This window comes from Mycobacterium sp. PDNC021, assembly GCF_048282635.1.
Lineage (GTDB): Bacteria > Actinomycetota > Actinomycetes > Mycobacteriales > Mycobacteriaceae > Mycobacterium > Mycobacterium llatzerense.
Genome location: NZ_CP182502.1, coordinates 4,758,257 through 4,773,556 on the forward strand (window position 1 = coordinate 4,758,257; position 15,300 = coordinate 4,773,556).

The window sequence follows — 15,300 nt, forward strand, 5'->3', positions numbered from 1 at the left end:
AACTGCTGCTCGGAGCGGCTGGGACACATCAGTTAGTCTCATTCGCTGCGCGCATGCCTGGCGCATTTCATCAAGCCGAGTCAGTGTGTTTGTCACTAAAATTGGAACCCTTGAGGCGGGGCACGCCAGAGCTATCACCTGTTCGTACAGCAGACGCATCCGCTCCGCTATCGACTCTGAACCACATGCACAGTGAACGCACCGGGCGTCGAGATCGAATCGATAGCGCTGTCTAGCAACCGACTGGTGTCAAAAGTCGTCAATGCCGCCGCAGTGGCCTGTAGCGGTGGTAGCAGCGGCTCGGTAAGGTTATACAGGTCGGGGCCGATATCCGTCACGAACTGCCTCAGACGTCCCAGCACCGGACTGGCCCCGTTTTTGATGTCGTCGGGATACTTGCCGGTCTCGAAAAGCAGGACGAGGGCGCCTTCCACCACTGTCTGCAAGTTCTCGAAGAAGTTGGGGGCGACTCGTCGGAATTCCGTGAGCGACGGTGCGAGGACGTCACGCTTATCCAACAAGCTTTGGCTAAGAACAAGAACGTCACGTAGGTCATCCTTGCGTGCGGTGACGAGGGCTTTGAAATTGCTGGTCGCGTCGGCCAGCACGGGCGCCGCCCAATCATCCGAGAGTGCAGTATTGAGCTCGCCAACGATGCCGCGGACCAGGTCCGGATTCAGGCCGCCGAGAAGCTGGGTCAGCGCAACCGCCGCCTCGCCAATGGTCCCAGCGACAGTTCCGGGTTCCGCGGCCAATTGTTGCTTATCGGCCAATAGCGCGCCTCCCTCAGCGGCAGGATTGATGGACAGATAGGTCTCGCCGAGAGCGGAAAGGTTCTCGATACGGAACTCACTGTCCACGGGTACATGAACCGTGGCTGGGTAGGCGAACTCCACCGCGACACCGTGAGCGTCCGCATTGACGGCGGTGACCTTGCCGATTGGCACGCCGCGCAGCAGCACCCGTGAATCCGGGATCAGTCCGGCCGAGTCGCGCACCTGAAGGGTGACTCGCTGCTGGCCGTCATCCGATGCTAATAAGGGAACTCCTTGCCGCCCGATGAGCACTATCGATGCCACCAACAGGGTGAGCAGAGCGGAGATCGAGACCACGTTGCGGATCACCGCAGGGCTCCTAACCTGGCCATTACCTGCCTGGTTTCAGCGGTACGGTTGGTGCCGTCCGGTGTGGTTACCTCGGTGATCTCGACCCGCGGGTCGAATAGGAAGGGCAGCAAGGTTTGGTTGGTAAACGTGTCAATTGTGGAGCCTCCGCCGGGAGGGCCGGTCTGCTCGAACGCCGTGGATACCGAATCCAGGAATGGAACCAGCCACGCGCCCTTCCGGACGATATCGCCCAAGCCGCCGAGCGTGCGGACCACACTGCTGATCGCCGTCCAGAACTTGGTCCAGAAGTCCGCAGAGACCGGCGTCAGGAAATCATCGAGAACTCCGGCCTGGTTGTTCAAACTGGCGGCCAGCGCACCGAGCGTATCGATGCTGCGATCGACCTCGGCACTGTTGGTCGCAAGACTGCGCAGATCGCGCGCGAGGGTCGCGGCGGTATTGCGGGCCTCGCCGGTGGTCTGCGGCATCGCGGCATTGACGTTTCGTACCACCTTCTGCAGACGCTGGATCGAGCCGCTGCCGATGAACGACGAAAGGCTCGTCATCATGTCCTCGATCGAGGCAGGCGGTCGACTACGGCTGACAGGGATCCGCGCGCCTTCCGCCAGGGAAGGCCCGGCTTCTCCACCCGCGGGTCTGCTGAGGCTCACATACGAATCTCCCAGCACTGTGTCCTGCACGATGGCCGCTGTGCTGGCCGCAGGTATTCGCGCCTGCGAATCCAGATTCGCTGTGACGGCAACCACGCCAGCTTGGAGAACGACCGATCGCACCGATCCGACATTGTCGCCTTCGTAGGTAACCTTCGCGCCCGCCGGCAGGTTCAGCGCGCTGCTGAAGTCAATCACCACCTGGAACGTCGGAGGCCCGCCGATGGCGGGCGGTTGCATCTTGACGGGGTTGAGCCCGCAGCCAGAGACGGAGAATGCGATCACGGCGACCCCCGCCAGAGGACCTCGCATTGGAATCTTGATCACGGGTTCTTGACACCCCCTTTGAGAACGAGTTGAAGAAGGTCTATCGAAGTGATCCCGTCGGGCACGCCGTAGAAGAATCCGCAATGGTCCTTACTCTGAGGATCCAAGTCAGTGCGGGAACAGACCGTCCCGTTGCTCGACGGTCCGGCCTCGACTCTGGGCGACATGATCGGTATCTCGCGGGTGCGGACCCGCGCCCAGAAGTTGCGTATCCCGTCGAGGATGTTCGGCAGCGTTCCTGCATACATCACGATTACGCCGGTGTGCTCGGAAAGCAGCCGCACGGTGCTGGTGGCCGTATCAAGTGTGTTCCACACGATCTCGTGTAGATGAGTCGCCGCATCGAGCACCATCTGAATAATCGGATTCAAGCGTGGACCGATCAAGTTTGAGACGGCTTGGAATAGCCCGAGAGACAGCGAGTCGATACCCGTCGGCGCCAGCCGCAGCAAATTCTCCAGATCGGTCCAGTTTGCGGTGATACCTCTCATGGTCGTGGCGATGTCCCTGATCAGTTGATCGGCGTCGAAGGCGCTGAGGTCGCCGACCGCGCCTGCAACGTTGGCAAGGACGTCGTGCATACCGGGTCCAGTGCCGCCGAGCTGCGCGGCGGCAGCGGTGACCAACCGATCCACGGTCTTACCGCGACCGGCGCCGGAGAGTTGCCTGACTACATTGGTGATCGCCGCCGTGCTCTCGGTGATGCTCTTGGCGGTCCTGGTCCGCGGCATCGGGATGCACTGGCCGGGCACTAATGTTCCGGGCGCGTGACCACCGGTGAGTTCCAACGTGCGATCGGCCAAGATAGTGGGAGCCCGGGTGATCGCCATAACATCGGCGGGGACTGATATGCCTTGATCGAGCGCAAACGTGACCCGCACCGAGGTAGCCGCCGCCTCGACAGAAGCGATCCGGCCGATTGGAATGCCCATCCGCGATACCGAATTGCCAGGATACAGACCGATCGCGTCACTCAGGATGGCGCAGTACTCCGCCGTGCCCTGCGCGTGAGCAATGGCATGCCGGGCGCGGTCGGTTACCGAACATGACGTGTCTGCCCCCAGCGTGACGGCGACCACGAGTACGGCGAGGGGTTTCGACACAGCCTCGCGAATCAACATGTGCGCCCCTGGATGGGCACACACATATCGGTCGCCAGTACCGGCAGTTCGGGTACGAGCCGCAGGCCTCCCGGCGAGATGGCACCACGGACGTTGTTGACGAAGTTCCCCAGATTCCCAATGATCCTGGGGATATCGGTGTTGATGACTTTGAGCGCGTTGTCGACTCGTTTCAGGCTGTCGATAAGCCAGTCTCGATGAGACTGGTAGAAATCGGTTGCGACCACCAGCGCGTCGATCAATTTCGCGAGACCTGTGCCCGCACCCGCAATGCCGACCTTGTAGGTGTCCAACGTCGCGACGAGTATCGATGCCTGTCGAACCAGGGAGGCCAGCATCGCTCCATCGGCAACGGTCGCGTGGAGCAACTCGGCGCTGGCGTCGAGAATCGACCGCAACTGGTCTTGCTGGCGGTTAACGATCTGCGCAACCCCCTTGACTCCGTCGACAATCGTGGAGACAGATCCGGGGTTCGCCTCCAATGCGCCGGCCAGGTTGTCGAGGTTTGCACCGAGCTGGCGGGCATCGATTTTCTGCGCCGTCGCTGCGCTGTCCGCCAACAGGTCGGGCAGGCTGTACGGCGCGTGGGTCCGTTCGGCAGCAATCGTCTTGCTGCCCAACGGAACATCCCCACTGGAGCTGAGGTTGATGTAGTAGCCACCAACCGCGGTGAGCATCCGCACATCCACGGAGGTCTGGTCGCCCAGGTAGATGCCGCTGTCGACACTTAGTTCAACGCGCACGGCGTCGGTCCCCAGTCGAACGGCCTCGACCGTCCCGGCAGGTATTCCCGCCACCCGTACCTGAGTTCCCGCCTTGATGGCGGCCGCGTCAGTGATCAGGAACGACACGCTGCGGCGTGCCGGCGGCTGCAGATAGACGTAGCCGACGCAGACTGCCACAAGAGCAGCCACCACGTAGACCGACAATCCCACCACAAGTTGGCGAGCGCGCGCGGCCTCTGGAGTGCGAGGGTTGGCCAGCAGGCGCCGAGTGGCCGTGGCTAGCGGTTGCATAAGACCACCTGTTCGTCGCCGAGAAAGACTTTCACCATGGGCGGAATTGTGAGCTGACCGTTGGTGCAGTTGAGGTCCGACCCAGGGCCTTTGAGCATTGGCTGCAGTCCGCCATAGGCGCCCGGCATGCGTTCGAAAAATTCCGGGATGCGGTACAGATTGGCCCGCAATACATCGAACCTCTGATCCAGCACCGCACCCTTACGTAGGCCCAGCAACCACATCAACCGATTCACGGCGGTGAAAAAGGTGGGGCCGTACTCCCCGAGGGCCCCGAACTGTGGCATCAACGGCTGGATCTGACTCGTCACGTGTTGCAAAGCGGACAAGTTCTGGATCAGTGCCGCCGATCTGCCACGGAGCTGGCGGGCGAATACCGAGATGTTCCCGACCAGGGTGCTGATGACCTGCTGCCGGTTACCGGTGGTGGCGGCGAGTGTGCGGATGCTGTCCAGCAGATCGGCAGCACCGGCCCCATCCCCATCGAGGAAGACCGCAAGCTTCTCGCTGAGTGCGTTGACATCGGTAGGGTCGACGGTGTGTAGGACCGGCGCCAGCCCCTGGAAGATCGCCGTGATATCGAACGAACCGGTGGTCTGTCGCAGTGGAACTCGCGTTACCTCCTCACCAGCGACTCCCGGCTCGTCACGGATGTCGATATACCGCGCACCGGTGAGGTTCTGGAACTTCACGCTCAGGCGTGTCGCAGTGGTTACTCGCTGATCGCGCGACAAGTCCAATCCCACCTCGGCGATGTTGACGTCCCCGGCACGTGACACCGCGATCGAGGTCACCTTGCCCACCTGGACCCCCTGTCTGCGGACGTCGGCACCGACTCGCAGCCCAGATACGTCGCTGAACAACGCCTGGTACGAGGCTGTGCGTGTCGCGAGGGGATTGCGCAACCCATTAACAACCACCACGTAGATGAAAGCGGTCAGCACCGCGGTCACCACGAGGTAGACGAGCGCACGTCGGGTCTCCGTCATCGTGCTCCGTTTCCGTCGAGATCGGCAGGCGGCGGCATCGCAGACTGCAACACCGGCAAGGGCTCCAACAGCAATCGAAACTTCAGCGATCTCTTGCTGTCTGGGCCGTTGTATATCTCTCCAAGACCGGCGAGTGTCTTGTCCAGTCGCAGGGAGCCGCGGGATCGTTGTACTAGCGCAGTTACGGCGTCCGCGAACGACCGAGCGATTTCAGTGCTGGGTGTCAGCTCGGTCCGGTGACTGGCAAGGATGTCACCCAACTGCCCGAATAAACCGTCACTGATCTCCTCTAGGGAAGCCACGATACTGCCGATATCCGAGATGGCATACCTATAGCCCTTGAGGTACCGGAACCTGTGCGCCGCCGGAAAGCTCAGATCGACAATAGACGGGATCGGCTCAATGACGTCGCTCAGTTTCGCGACAAGGTCCGCGGCGCTCCCCCTCTGAGTTTCGGCGACGAGACTAGTCAGTACCAGCCCGCTCTCGATGAGCGGCGCCAGCGCGGCGGTGTATTCAGTGGCGCGGCGGATAAATCTGACCAGATCATCGGTGAGCACACCCGTCACCACCGCGATGCCACTGTTGAGCAGCTGCGACATGGTGGCGTTGATATCGGGCGCACGGTCGATATGCTGCCCGTCAATCAACAGGCTCCCACCCTCACGCGGCGTGATACTCACCGCCGAAACACCGAAGGTGTTCTGCGGCCGAAAGTCGAATCCGAAGGAGTCCGTGAGCCCGCGAATCTGGTTGCGGTTCAGTCGGATACGCATATCCACCAGACCACGCCGATTGTCCATCGCGGAGATCGAACCCACAGACACCCCATGCAGCATCACAATGGAGTTGATGTTGATACCCTGCCCCACACTTGGAGTGGACAGCACCACGTCCAGAGTCCCCAACGGCCGATCGACCGGCCTCGCCGCCACCACGGCAACTACCACCGCGATCACCGCGGCCAGCAACGCACCCACGCGCACCAAGGTTCTGCGCTGTTGCGCATCGGTCCCACGTACCAGCTCGGACATGGTCAGCCCCGGAACACGTATTGAGGGAGCAAGCCCCACATGATTACCGACAACACGAGATCTAGGACGATGATCATCACCAGGCTGGCCCGGATCGCGCGGCCGCTGGCCACCCCCACGCCCGCTGGGCCGCCGGTGGTGAAGAACCCGTAATAGCAATGGATCAAAGTCACTGCCGCACAGAACGCGACGGCCTTGACGAGCGAACACACCAGCCCCACAGGATCGACGAATTGCTCGAAGTAGTGCTGGTAGGTGCCTTCAGACTGGGAGTGCACAACCGTCACGAAGGTTCGGCTCACTACGAAGCTCAGCAACAATGTCGCCAGATAGGCCGGGGCGACGGACAGCACGCCCCCCAAGAGCCGGGTGCCGACCACGAAGGGAATTGACCGGATGCCCAGCGCCTCGATCGCATCAATCTCTTCGGATACCCGCATGGCGCCAACCTCCGCGGTCATCCGGCATCCCGCTTGCGCCGCGAAGGCGATCCCGGCCGCTATCGGCGCCATTTCGCGCACGTTCGCCATGCCACCCACGACACCGGTAAGGGCGCCGAAACCGATCATGTCCATTGCCGCGAACGCCTCGATGGACACCATCGCGCCGATCCCGAACCCGACTAGCAACATCGTGGAGACGACGCCTCCGTCGACGATGAGGGCCCCACGTCCCCAGGCCAGATTGTTCAAAACTTTGATCGTCTGCTTCGGGTACCAGCGGACGGTGGACGGCAGCAACCAGATTGTGGTCCCGACGAACAGAGCCACCTGGCCCAGCGTGGCCAAGAAATTGGCCGCCGGGCGGGCTATCACGCGCTCGACGGGGCCGGTGATCCATGGCAGCGGCCGGTAGCTGGAGACCTGCGTGCCCCGCGTCATGCGAACTGCTCCGGGAAGAACATCGTCTGCAGCTGCGTCAACACCAGGGCCGCGAACACAAACGTCACCACGCTAAGGACCACGGCAGCATTCACCGCGTCGGCAACACCGCGTGGCCCGCCATGTGCCTCAAGACCACGCAGGCTAGCAATCAGGGCCACAAGAGCCGCAGCGACCAAAGTCTTGACGAGCGCGAACATCAAGTCCGTGAGGCTGGCGAAAGCGCCGAACGACGCCCAGAAGCTGCCGGGGCTGACATCGGTCAGCCGCACCGCGATAAAGAACGCGGACCCCACCCCTACGAGAACGATCGTCGCGAGAATCACCGGGGCGATCATCAGCATCGCCACCAACCGCGGCACCACCAGTCGCTGCACCGGATCGACTCCCATGACCCGCATCGCGTCCAACTCTTCCCTGATAGCTCGGGTACCCAAATCCGAAGCGATGGCCGAGGCCGCTGCACCGGCCATCAACAACCCCGACGCCATGGGCGCCCCCTGTCGCACAATGCCGAGACCGCTGGCCGCACCCGCCATGGACGAGGCACCGACATCGTGGAGAATTCCCCCGGACTGCATCGTGATGATCGCCCCGAACGGAATCGCCATCAGCACCGCGGGGACCACCGTCACGGTCAACAGCGACCAGGCCTGGGTAAGCGTCTCCCCCACCGGCAGCCGCAATCGGAGGCAGTCAGTCACCAAGTAGCGCAGCACCGAGGCCGCCAATTGCACCGACCGACCGACGGTCGCGGTACTGGTTAGGGTCAGCCGGGTAACGAATGCTCGGATCGTCCCGGCAATGGCCGGCCGCGGGGCGCGGCGGCGCCTCACCATTTGGCTGGCCGATTCCGCTCTCGCCACGTCTTCAGGGGTAATTAGGTCCGTCAATTCCTGCGCTCCTAACATCTCCACGGTGAACGCGCCGTCACGCGACGATCCGCTCCACGATCACGGTGTTTGCGGTGCCCGACGCCTCACAGATCGTCAACAGGCCACGCCGGGCGTCACGCCGCTCCAGTTCGCCGATCAAGTCGGTGAGCATCCGCGCGCCGGTGGACCCGAGCGGATGACCGATGGCGATCGATCCCCCGTTGACGTTCAGCTTGTCTATCGGGACTCCGAAGACCTTCTGGAACACCAGGGGGACTCCCGCAAACGCCTCATTGACCTCGAATAGATCGATGTCGCCGATCGACAGGCCACTGGACTGGAGCGCCTTGTCGGTGGCATCCAGGATCCCCGTGAATTGGATGACCGGGTCCGAGCCGGCCACCGAGGACGCACAGAATCGTGCCCGAGCCGCAAGTCCTCGCCCCGCGGCATATCGCCGATCAGTTATCAGCAGCGCGGCCGCACCATCGCTCAGCTGCGACGAGTTGGCCGCGGTCGTCGCGCCGGCGGGGTTGAAAACCGCGTTGAGGTTCGCCATCTTGGTTCGGTCGACACTCTCGCGAATGCCCTCGTCGGTCGGGACTACTTCGCCTCCGGGTGGCTGAACCACGTCGGCGGTGAAACAACCGGCACGCCAGGCTGCCGCTGCCCGTTCGTGACTACGTGCAGCGAATTCGTCCAACTCTCCGCGGGTGAGACCGAATGTGACATTGAGAAGCTCAGATGACGGGCCCTGGGCGGTCAATCGCCCGTCATAGCGGGCCTTCTCACTGTCCGAATACTGGGGACCGAGAGGCGCGCCAGGCACCATGGCTGGGGGCATCGGCACCCTCGACATGGACTCCACCCCGCCGGCGATAACCACACGCTGCATACCCGATGCCACTGCCTGCGCCGCGAAGCTCACCGCCTGCAGGCCCGAGCCGCATTGGCGGTCCACCGTCACTCCTGGCACGGATTCCGGCAAACCCGCTGCCAGTACCGCATGCCTCGCAAGGTTTCCCGTCTGCTCCCCGTACTGCAGGACACATCCGGTGATTACATCGTCGATGTCACCTGGCGGTAGGAGGTTCCGCTCGACAAGGCTGCGCAGCGTCAAGGCGAACAAGTCCACCGGATGCCAATTGCTCAAGCTACCGCCGCGTCGACCGACCGGCGTCCTGACCGCGTCGACGATCACCGGGTGGTTCACCCGCATCACGCGCCGCTCCACTGCCAGTCAGATCCCAAGAACTGCGTCCACCTGTCTAATGCCAATGAAAACACCTGCTGCACTGATCCTTTCGAGAAGGTGGTATCGGTCCGGCAGCGGACGTTATGCCGCCACACCCTCGCTCACGCGTCCCCATCATCACACAAGACATGATCCAGTCAAAGCAATTTTCACAATCTGTATCAAGTTGGATTGTGTTGCTACCCCTGGACTGCAGCGACCAGATCCTCGGGGCTTTGCTGCGACCACTGCTTACCCAATGGCAACGGCATGGCCGGAGTAATACCACTTCTACATGGGCTTATGTGCCGCTTCTCCCAAGCTTCGAAGGCGAGAATAGGACGCAACAACGCCCGATCTTGATTCACATTTGACTCGCAACCAATGTTTGCGCCCATCGCATTCCCTCCGATTCATGTGCCCATGAAGCCCTCTCAGGCGGTTTTCAGAACCAACACTCAAATATCGATATCCGGTGGTATAGTCCACTTGACCTGCGACAATAGGAGTCTCGATCAGAGATGAGACAATATTTGCTATCCATTCCGGCGGGGATTGCCGTCTGCCTCACCCTAGGGGTGACCACCGCGCCGGACGCCCGCGCCTACGAGTCGTGGTGCGACATTGCCGAGAGTCATGGCCCACGGATCGCATTGATCTCCGAACCCCTGCGCACCAATCCGAGCCAGCGGGATGTGGATCGCATGAACATGCTCTATAACAGGGTGATCCCCCTGCTCAAGACCGCGGGGTTTGCGTCGTTCTGGCATCCCGACGTGTGGGGCAGCCCCGATATCCGTCCGGAAATAAGGACACTTCTGGCCGCCATGGACGACCTTCAGACCGCCGCAAACAACGAGGCGGCCTCGGCTGCACAAGTCCAGGCCGTTGATGACGTCGTTGCGGACTTGAATCAGAAATGCGACGGCAAGCGCGGACTCCCGTCCCGTCGAGCATAGTGAGTATGCCACGGAGTCAACGGGGTTCATTGGCGCACACTGTTGCGTTGGACCGAAACAAATGAGATATTACGTCTCAATACGGTCGTGGAGACGCGTCGATCAGTCTCCACTTTGGCAAAAGCGCGAAAGAGTCATCTGATGAGCGAGATCGCAAGCACCGCCCCACAGGTTCCAGCCTTGAGGCTTCTCGACTACCTGCGACTGGCCTGGTTCTCCCTGTCCATGGCCCCCGGAGAGGCACTGGGAAAGTTGCAAGAAAGGTACGAAGCGCCCGCCGTACGTTTAGCCTTCCGCGTGCCGTTCGTGTTCCCACAAGCGATTGTGAGTGGCGATCCGTCATTTGCCGAGGCCGTGGCCCTTAACAAGAACGACGATATCTCCGCCGAGGGCGGGTGGGGCATCATCCTTTCCCGCGCCGGGCAATTCACCCGATCGATTCTGCAGATGGACTTCGACGAACATCGGCATGACAGGTTGCTACTTCAGCAAGCGATGGGACCATTGCAGCTGTCTAACTATATGGAACAGGTGGCGCCGAAAATCAGGTCGGCTGTGTGCGCCCTTCCTGTTGGCGAAACGGTCGATCAGCGCAAGCTTTTCAAACGCATCAACATGGGCGTTACCATCGAGATCTTCATGGGAATCACCTTGTCTCCCGATGAGGTGGCCAAAGTCGGCAAAGCTTTTGATGACCTGGTGAGCGTCAACATTGTCAAGCAGACTCTCGCGCGGCGGTACCTTCATCGTTTCCTGCTCTCATGGATACCCGCGAAGCGGGCCGCCGATACACCGGACCTCATGTCGCAACTGTGCCGGGCTCGGACGGTGGACGGCGATCGGTTCAGCGATCGGCAGATCATGCGGCATCTGCTGTTCTTTCTGTTCGCCGCCCATGACACCACCACGATCACCATGACCAACATGGCCTATTACCTTGGCCTCAACCCTCAGTGGCAGCGCCGCGCGCGGGCTCAGGCATACACGTTTCCAGAGAGCGCCAGCCTCACAGACTTCGGCAAAATGACCGAGCTGGAGAACATCATGAAGGAGACGCTGCGTTTTCGCACACCCGTACCGGGCATGGTCCGCAACGCAGTGCGGGATACCGAAATACTTGGATATCGCATTCCACGTGGCACGGCGATAGCAGCGTTGACATGGTCGCATCACACGAATCCGAACGTTTGGACCAATCCACGGCAATTCGACCCGGACCGATTCTCTCCGGAACGTGCCGAGGACAAGGACCACCGGGCAAAGTGGATGCCCTTCGGCGGAGGGGTGCACAAATGCATCGGAATGCACTTTGCGAAAATGCAGATATTCTCCGTCTACCACACGCTGCTACGAGAATTCGAATGGAGCGTCGATAAACAGCATATCTTGCCCACATTGCAGAACTCGCTGGCGTTCTCTGAGGGGTTCCCTGCCTCGGTACGCAAGTTTGACCCCGCCACGCTGCAAACACAGCTCGTTACCGAAGGCAATCAGGAGGTCGAATGGGGAATTGCACCAAACTCAGCCCCTGTCGCCTATTTTAGGTCGCTCCTGGAGCGATGGCGATCGGGTACTCGCGTAAGCACGCATGACGCCGCCTAAAGGACTTTGGATTTAATGACACATCTGATTACCCGCTCATGCTGCAACGACGCCAGCTGCGTCGCGGTATGCCCGGTCAATTGTATTCATCCAACCCCGTCCGAACCGGAGTTCGGTAGCGCGGAGATGCTTTATATCGATCCCGCGACGTGCATCGATTGTGGGCAATGCATCGATGAATGCCCAGTGTCTGCCATTGTCCGAGACGATGAGATGAGCCCGCGTGATTGGCCCTATTTGACCATCAACGCCGATTACTACCGAGATCACGATGTCCGCACGGGGACGTACATGCGGTGGCGCGCAGCCCCAACTGCGCTTCCGTCCCCGCTTCGGGTGGCGATCGTCGGCTCGGGCCCAGCGGGGTTTTTTGTCGCTGAACGCTTATTGGAGCACAAGAATGCAGCAGTAGACATGTTCGACAGGCTGCCGACACCCTACGGTCTAGTACGCGCCGGCGTGGCTCCTGACCACCAGGACACCAAGAACGTGCAACGCCTTTTCGAGAAGATTGCCGGGCATGAGGGGTTCCGGTACATCCTCAATGTCGACGTCGGTCGGGACATCACTCACGACGAACTGGCGCGGCACTACCAGGCGGTGGTCTACACCACCGGAGCTTCTGATGACCGCAGGCTCGGGATACCGGGTGAGGAACTACCTAATTCCTTGTCTGCACGGGACGTTGTGGCTTGGTATAACGGGCACCCCGATCAGCCGAATCTCCCTATTGACCTGTCGGTTCGGCATGCGGTGATCATTGGGAACGGCAACGTCGCACTTGACGTGGCACGCATCCTGACGCTCGGGCCCGAGGAGCTGCGGCGCTCCGACATCCCGTCCGACGTGCTCGCGGTCCTACAAAGAAGCAAGATCCGTGAGGTCACTGTGCTGGCTCGCCGGGATGTCGGACATGCCGCCTACTCGACACCGGAGTTCCTAGCGCTCACACAGCTGCTCGACGCCGGCGTCGAGATCGATTCGAGCAACCTCGGCGTGCATCCGGACACCCAGCACGCATTCGTCGAAGGCACTCTCGACTCCACCGTCGCTGCGAAGATTCGGTTCGCGCGCGATATCGCCGAACGTGGACCGACGGCGCCGACTCACCCGTCTCGCACCATCCGCCTCAGGTTTCACGCGACACCGCAGGAGATCGTCGGGAGCGAATCTGGATGCACAGGAGTCCGAGTCCGGCCCAGCCACTACGGACCGGATGGGCAGCTGGTATCCGGCGACGAAGAGATTATTGCCGCTGGGCTTGTCATCCGGGCAACGGGCTATCGAAGCAGCCCCATCTCCGGGCTGCCTTTCGACGCCCGGCTCGCCGTCATTCCGAACCAGGCCGGCGCCGTCACCGGGCGTCCAGGCACCTATGTAGCAGGTTGGATCAAGCGGGGCCCACAAGGAGGAATCGGCCGCAACCGGATGTGCAGCTTGGAAACCGCCAACAGTCTGCTGGCTGACTTCGACGATGCAACACTGCCGGAACCGACCGGCGCAGCAGACGGTGCGCTGACGCTACTTCGGCGTCGGGGAGTCGCCATTGTCGACGGGCGGGGTTGGGAGAAAATCGACTCAGCAGAGACGGTACGCGGCCGGTTGCGAGGGGCGCCCCGGGAAAAGTTTGTCGACATCCGCACGATGCTGGAGGTTGCGAACGGTCCAAAAAGCGCCGAAAGCACACCCGCCTAATACACCATCGGGGCTAAGTATTGCCGAACGAAATTCGCCATTGCCTTCTGATTCAAGATATCCATGGCAGGCGACGGTGAAAGCGTGATCGAAACAGCCATCCGAAACATCATCTCGGCGACAACATGCAATTCGTCATCGGGCATCGTGGCACCCGCACGCCTTAAGGTAAGTGTCATGCCGTGAACGAATGTTGAACCGAACTGGTACTTATTGAATAAATGGGTGAGCATGCGATCACCATCGACGTGCTTCGACACAACGAAGTCGAGCAGCTCGCTGAAAAAGGGCACCGAACGCAGCATCCGCGCCGATTCGACGAACGCCGTAACCACCGCTTCCTGAGGAGTCTGGCCCTCTGTCATCCGAGCAATACGCTTGCCGCCCCATAGCCCAGCCCTCACCACAACCGCATCCAGCAGCGAGGCCTTCGTCGGAAACCGGCGATATAGCGTTGCCCGGCTGACACCGGCGTTACGCGCAACCGCATCCATATTGGTGCGCTGGATTCCGGAGATACTGAACTCGTCTTGTGCCGCCTCAAGGATCTGATCGTCAGCGGTGCTTTCAAACCCGTGCATCAGGTTCTTTTCCCGAGCCGACACCGTACCTCCTGTATTGATGGTTGATCTGAGACAACAGTGAGCTATCGTACCAGCGGTTTGCGCGAGCACCGGGTGCCTATCACTCCGCAACTGGCGCGGGGCGTGGAATACACACGCCAGCGCCCTCCATTGTCCGCTTGCCATCGACCCAGATCTCACAATGCAGACTTGGATTCCACCAAACGTTTCTCACCGACACGTAGGCGCCACCCGGGTCCTCCAGCGTGACGCTCTGCTCCCACGGCTCATCTGGGCCGACCCAGTAGTTCTCCGAATGTGCCCCGCTCCAGCGCTCCGTCTGGGGGGCGATCCGGAAGTGAATCGTCATCTCTTGACCGGCGTCTGCCGTGACGACATATCGGACAACGTGTTCCGGCTCTGCGGCCGCGTGAGAACTCCCGCACAAGCTGGCCGTAAGCATCGATAGCGCGGTAGCCAGCAGACCGCATCGGTGAGCTGCGCTACGGCGATGTTCGGAGTCGACCACGGTCATCACAGCGGTGCGGCCTAATTCACCGCGATTCGGTAACCGGGAGCCACCGTAGAACACATTCCGTCCGACGGCTGTGTCAATGGCCAACGCATCCGGGGCGATCCCGTGGCGTGCCGTATCGTTGTTTACTACCTCGGTATCGGTCACCGGAATGCTCCGTCGGGTTGTGGAAACATGACCTTGAGTTTATTGTCACTATTTGTATCAGATATGTGCGATATTCGGTGCTTTAGTGCTAAGTAGGCGAGTCATGGTCGATTACGTCTCAACATGCGCCGGCATTGCCGGTTACCGAATCGTGTCGGGCAACTCGCCCGACCTGACCTCATCGGTACGGGTCCTCGTTGCGTTGATCAATGAAACGCGGTAAAGCAGTAAGTTGTGACCCAGCAGCGCCGCGCGACCGACTGTCCGTTCACGAAGGCAGGCAGCGACGGCTGAGCCTGCCCCGGCCCAGCCGCGACGGGCCATACCATCCACCGCGGGCCGAATTCCGATCGCGGCACATGACGTCCACACGAGGCTGGTCCGAAGCCGGCACACGATGGCCTCCGCTACAGGACAACTGTCACCAAAACGCACACTACCCACGCCTGCCCGACCTCGACCGCCGTAGCGCTGAAACCCGATCCTATTGATCAACATTCAACAAGGGAATCCGAGAAACCGCCGCCACCCAGCTAAAAAGCGGC

13 protein-coding genes are annotated in these 15,300 nt (G+C 61.1%); 3 read left to right on the forward strand and 10 right to left on the reverse strand.

What is annotated here, in order from left to right; translation table 11 throughout:
• Positions 1-167 precede the first annotated feature (167 nt).
• From ACNO8X_RS22765 to ACNO8X_RS22805, 9 genes are all read right to left on the reverse strand, one after another.
• On the reverse strand, positions 168-1,124 hold the full coding sequence (locus tag ACNO8X_RS22765; RefSeq protein WP_418002823.1) for an MlaD family protein: 957 nt from the start codon (positions 1,122-1,124) through the stop codon (positions 168-170).
• Entirely contained in the window at positions 1,121-2,062 is a 942-nt protein-coding gene (locus tag ACNO8X_RS22770; RefSeq protein ID WP_418002824.1) for an MlaD family protein, read from the reverse strand. Before ACNO8X_RS22770 ends, ACNO8X_RS22765 begins: the two co-directional genes overlap by 4 nt.
• A 38-nt stretch (positions 2,063-2,100) precedes the next feature.
• Positions 2,101-3,225 (reverse strand): MlaD family protein, encoded by a 1,125-nt coding sequence (locus tag ACNO8X_RS22775; RefSeq protein WP_418002825.1) that lies wholly within the window; start codon positions 3,223-3,225, stop codon positions 2,101-2,103.
• Positions 3,219-4,160: an MlaD family protein gene (locus ACNO8X_RS22780; RefSeq protein WP_418002826.1), complete on the reverse strand. Its 942-nt coding sequence runs from the start codon at positions 4,158-4,160 to the stop codon at positions 3,219-3,221. Before ACNO8X_RS22780 ends, ACNO8X_RS22775 begins: the two co-directional genes overlap by 7 nt.
• Positions 4,161-4,228: 68 nt before the next feature.
• Positions 4,229-5,230, reverse strand: coding sequence for an MlaD family protein (locus ACNO8X_RS22785; RefSeq protein ID WP_418002827.1), 1,002 nt, complete (start codon positions 5,228-5,230; stop codon positions 4,229-4,231).
• Positions 5,227-6,264, reverse strand: a complete 1,038-nt coding sequence (locus ACNO8X_RS22790; RefSeq protein WP_418002828.1) for an MlaD family protein — start codon at positions 6,262-6,264, stop codon at positions 5,227-5,229. Before ACNO8X_RS22790 ends, ACNO8X_RS22785 begins: the two co-directional genes overlap by 4 nt.
• A gap of 2 nt (positions 6,265-6,266) precedes the next feature.
• Positions 6,267-7,145 carry an MlaE family ABC transporter permease gene (locus ACNO8X_RS22795; RefSeq protein WP_418002829.1) on the reverse strand — a complete coding sequence of 293 codons (879 nt, stop codon included), beginning with the start codon at positions 7,143-7,145 and terminating at the stop codon, positions 6,267-6,269.
• On the reverse strand, positions 7,142-7,864 hold the full coding sequence (locus ACNO8X_RS22800; protein ID WP_418002830.1) for an ABC transporter permease: 723 nt from the start codon (positions 7,862-7,864) through the stop codon (positions 7,142-7,144). The genes ACNO8X_RS22795 and ACNO8X_RS22800 overlap by 4 nt, the downstream gene beginning before the upstream one ends.
• A gap of 211 nt (positions 7,865-8,075) precedes the next feature.
• On the reverse strand, positions 8,076-9,239 hold the full coding sequence (locus tag ACNO8X_RS22805) for a thiolase family protein (protein ID WP_418002831.1): 1,164 nt from the start codon (positions 9,237-9,239) through the stop codon (positions 8,076-8,078).
• A 593-nt stretch (positions 9,240-9,832) separates the two neighbouring features.
• Between ACNO8X_RS22805 and ACNO8X_RS22810 the strand changes: the two genes are divergently transcribed.
• The 3 genes from ACNO8X_RS22810 (at position 9,833) to ACNO8X_RS22820 (ending at position 13,510) form a co-directional block, all read left to right on the forward strand.
• Positions 9,833-10,213: a hypothetical protein gene (locus tag ACNO8X_RS22810; protein ID WP_418002832.1), complete on the forward strand. Its 381-nt coding sequence runs from the start codon at positions 9,833-9,835 to the stop codon at positions 10,211-10,213.
• Positions 10,214-10,354: 141 nt separating this feature from the next.
• A complete protein-coding gene (locus ACNO8X_RS22815; RefSeq protein ID WP_418002833.1) occupies positions 10,355-11,815 on the forward strand; it encodes a cytochrome P450 in 1,461 nt (486 codons plus the stop codon).
• Positions 11,816-11,830: 15 nt separating this feature from the next.
• Positions 11,831-13,510: an FAD-dependent oxidoreductase gene (locus ACNO8X_RS22820; protein ID WP_418002834.1), complete on the forward strand. Its 1,680-nt coding sequence runs from the start codon at positions 11,831-11,833 to the stop codon at positions 13,508-13,510.
• Here the strand turns inward: ACNO8X_RS22820 and ACNO8X_RS22825 are convergent.
• A complete protein-coding gene (locus tag ACNO8X_RS22825; protein ID WP_418002835.1) occupies positions 13,507-14,115 on the reverse strand; it encodes a TetR/AcrR family transcriptional regulator in 609 nt (202 codons plus the stop codon). The two genes, ACNO8X_RS22820 and ACNO8X_RS22825, sit on opposite strands and share 4 nt — an antisense overlap.
• Positions 14,116-15,300 lie beyond the last annotated feature (1,185 nt).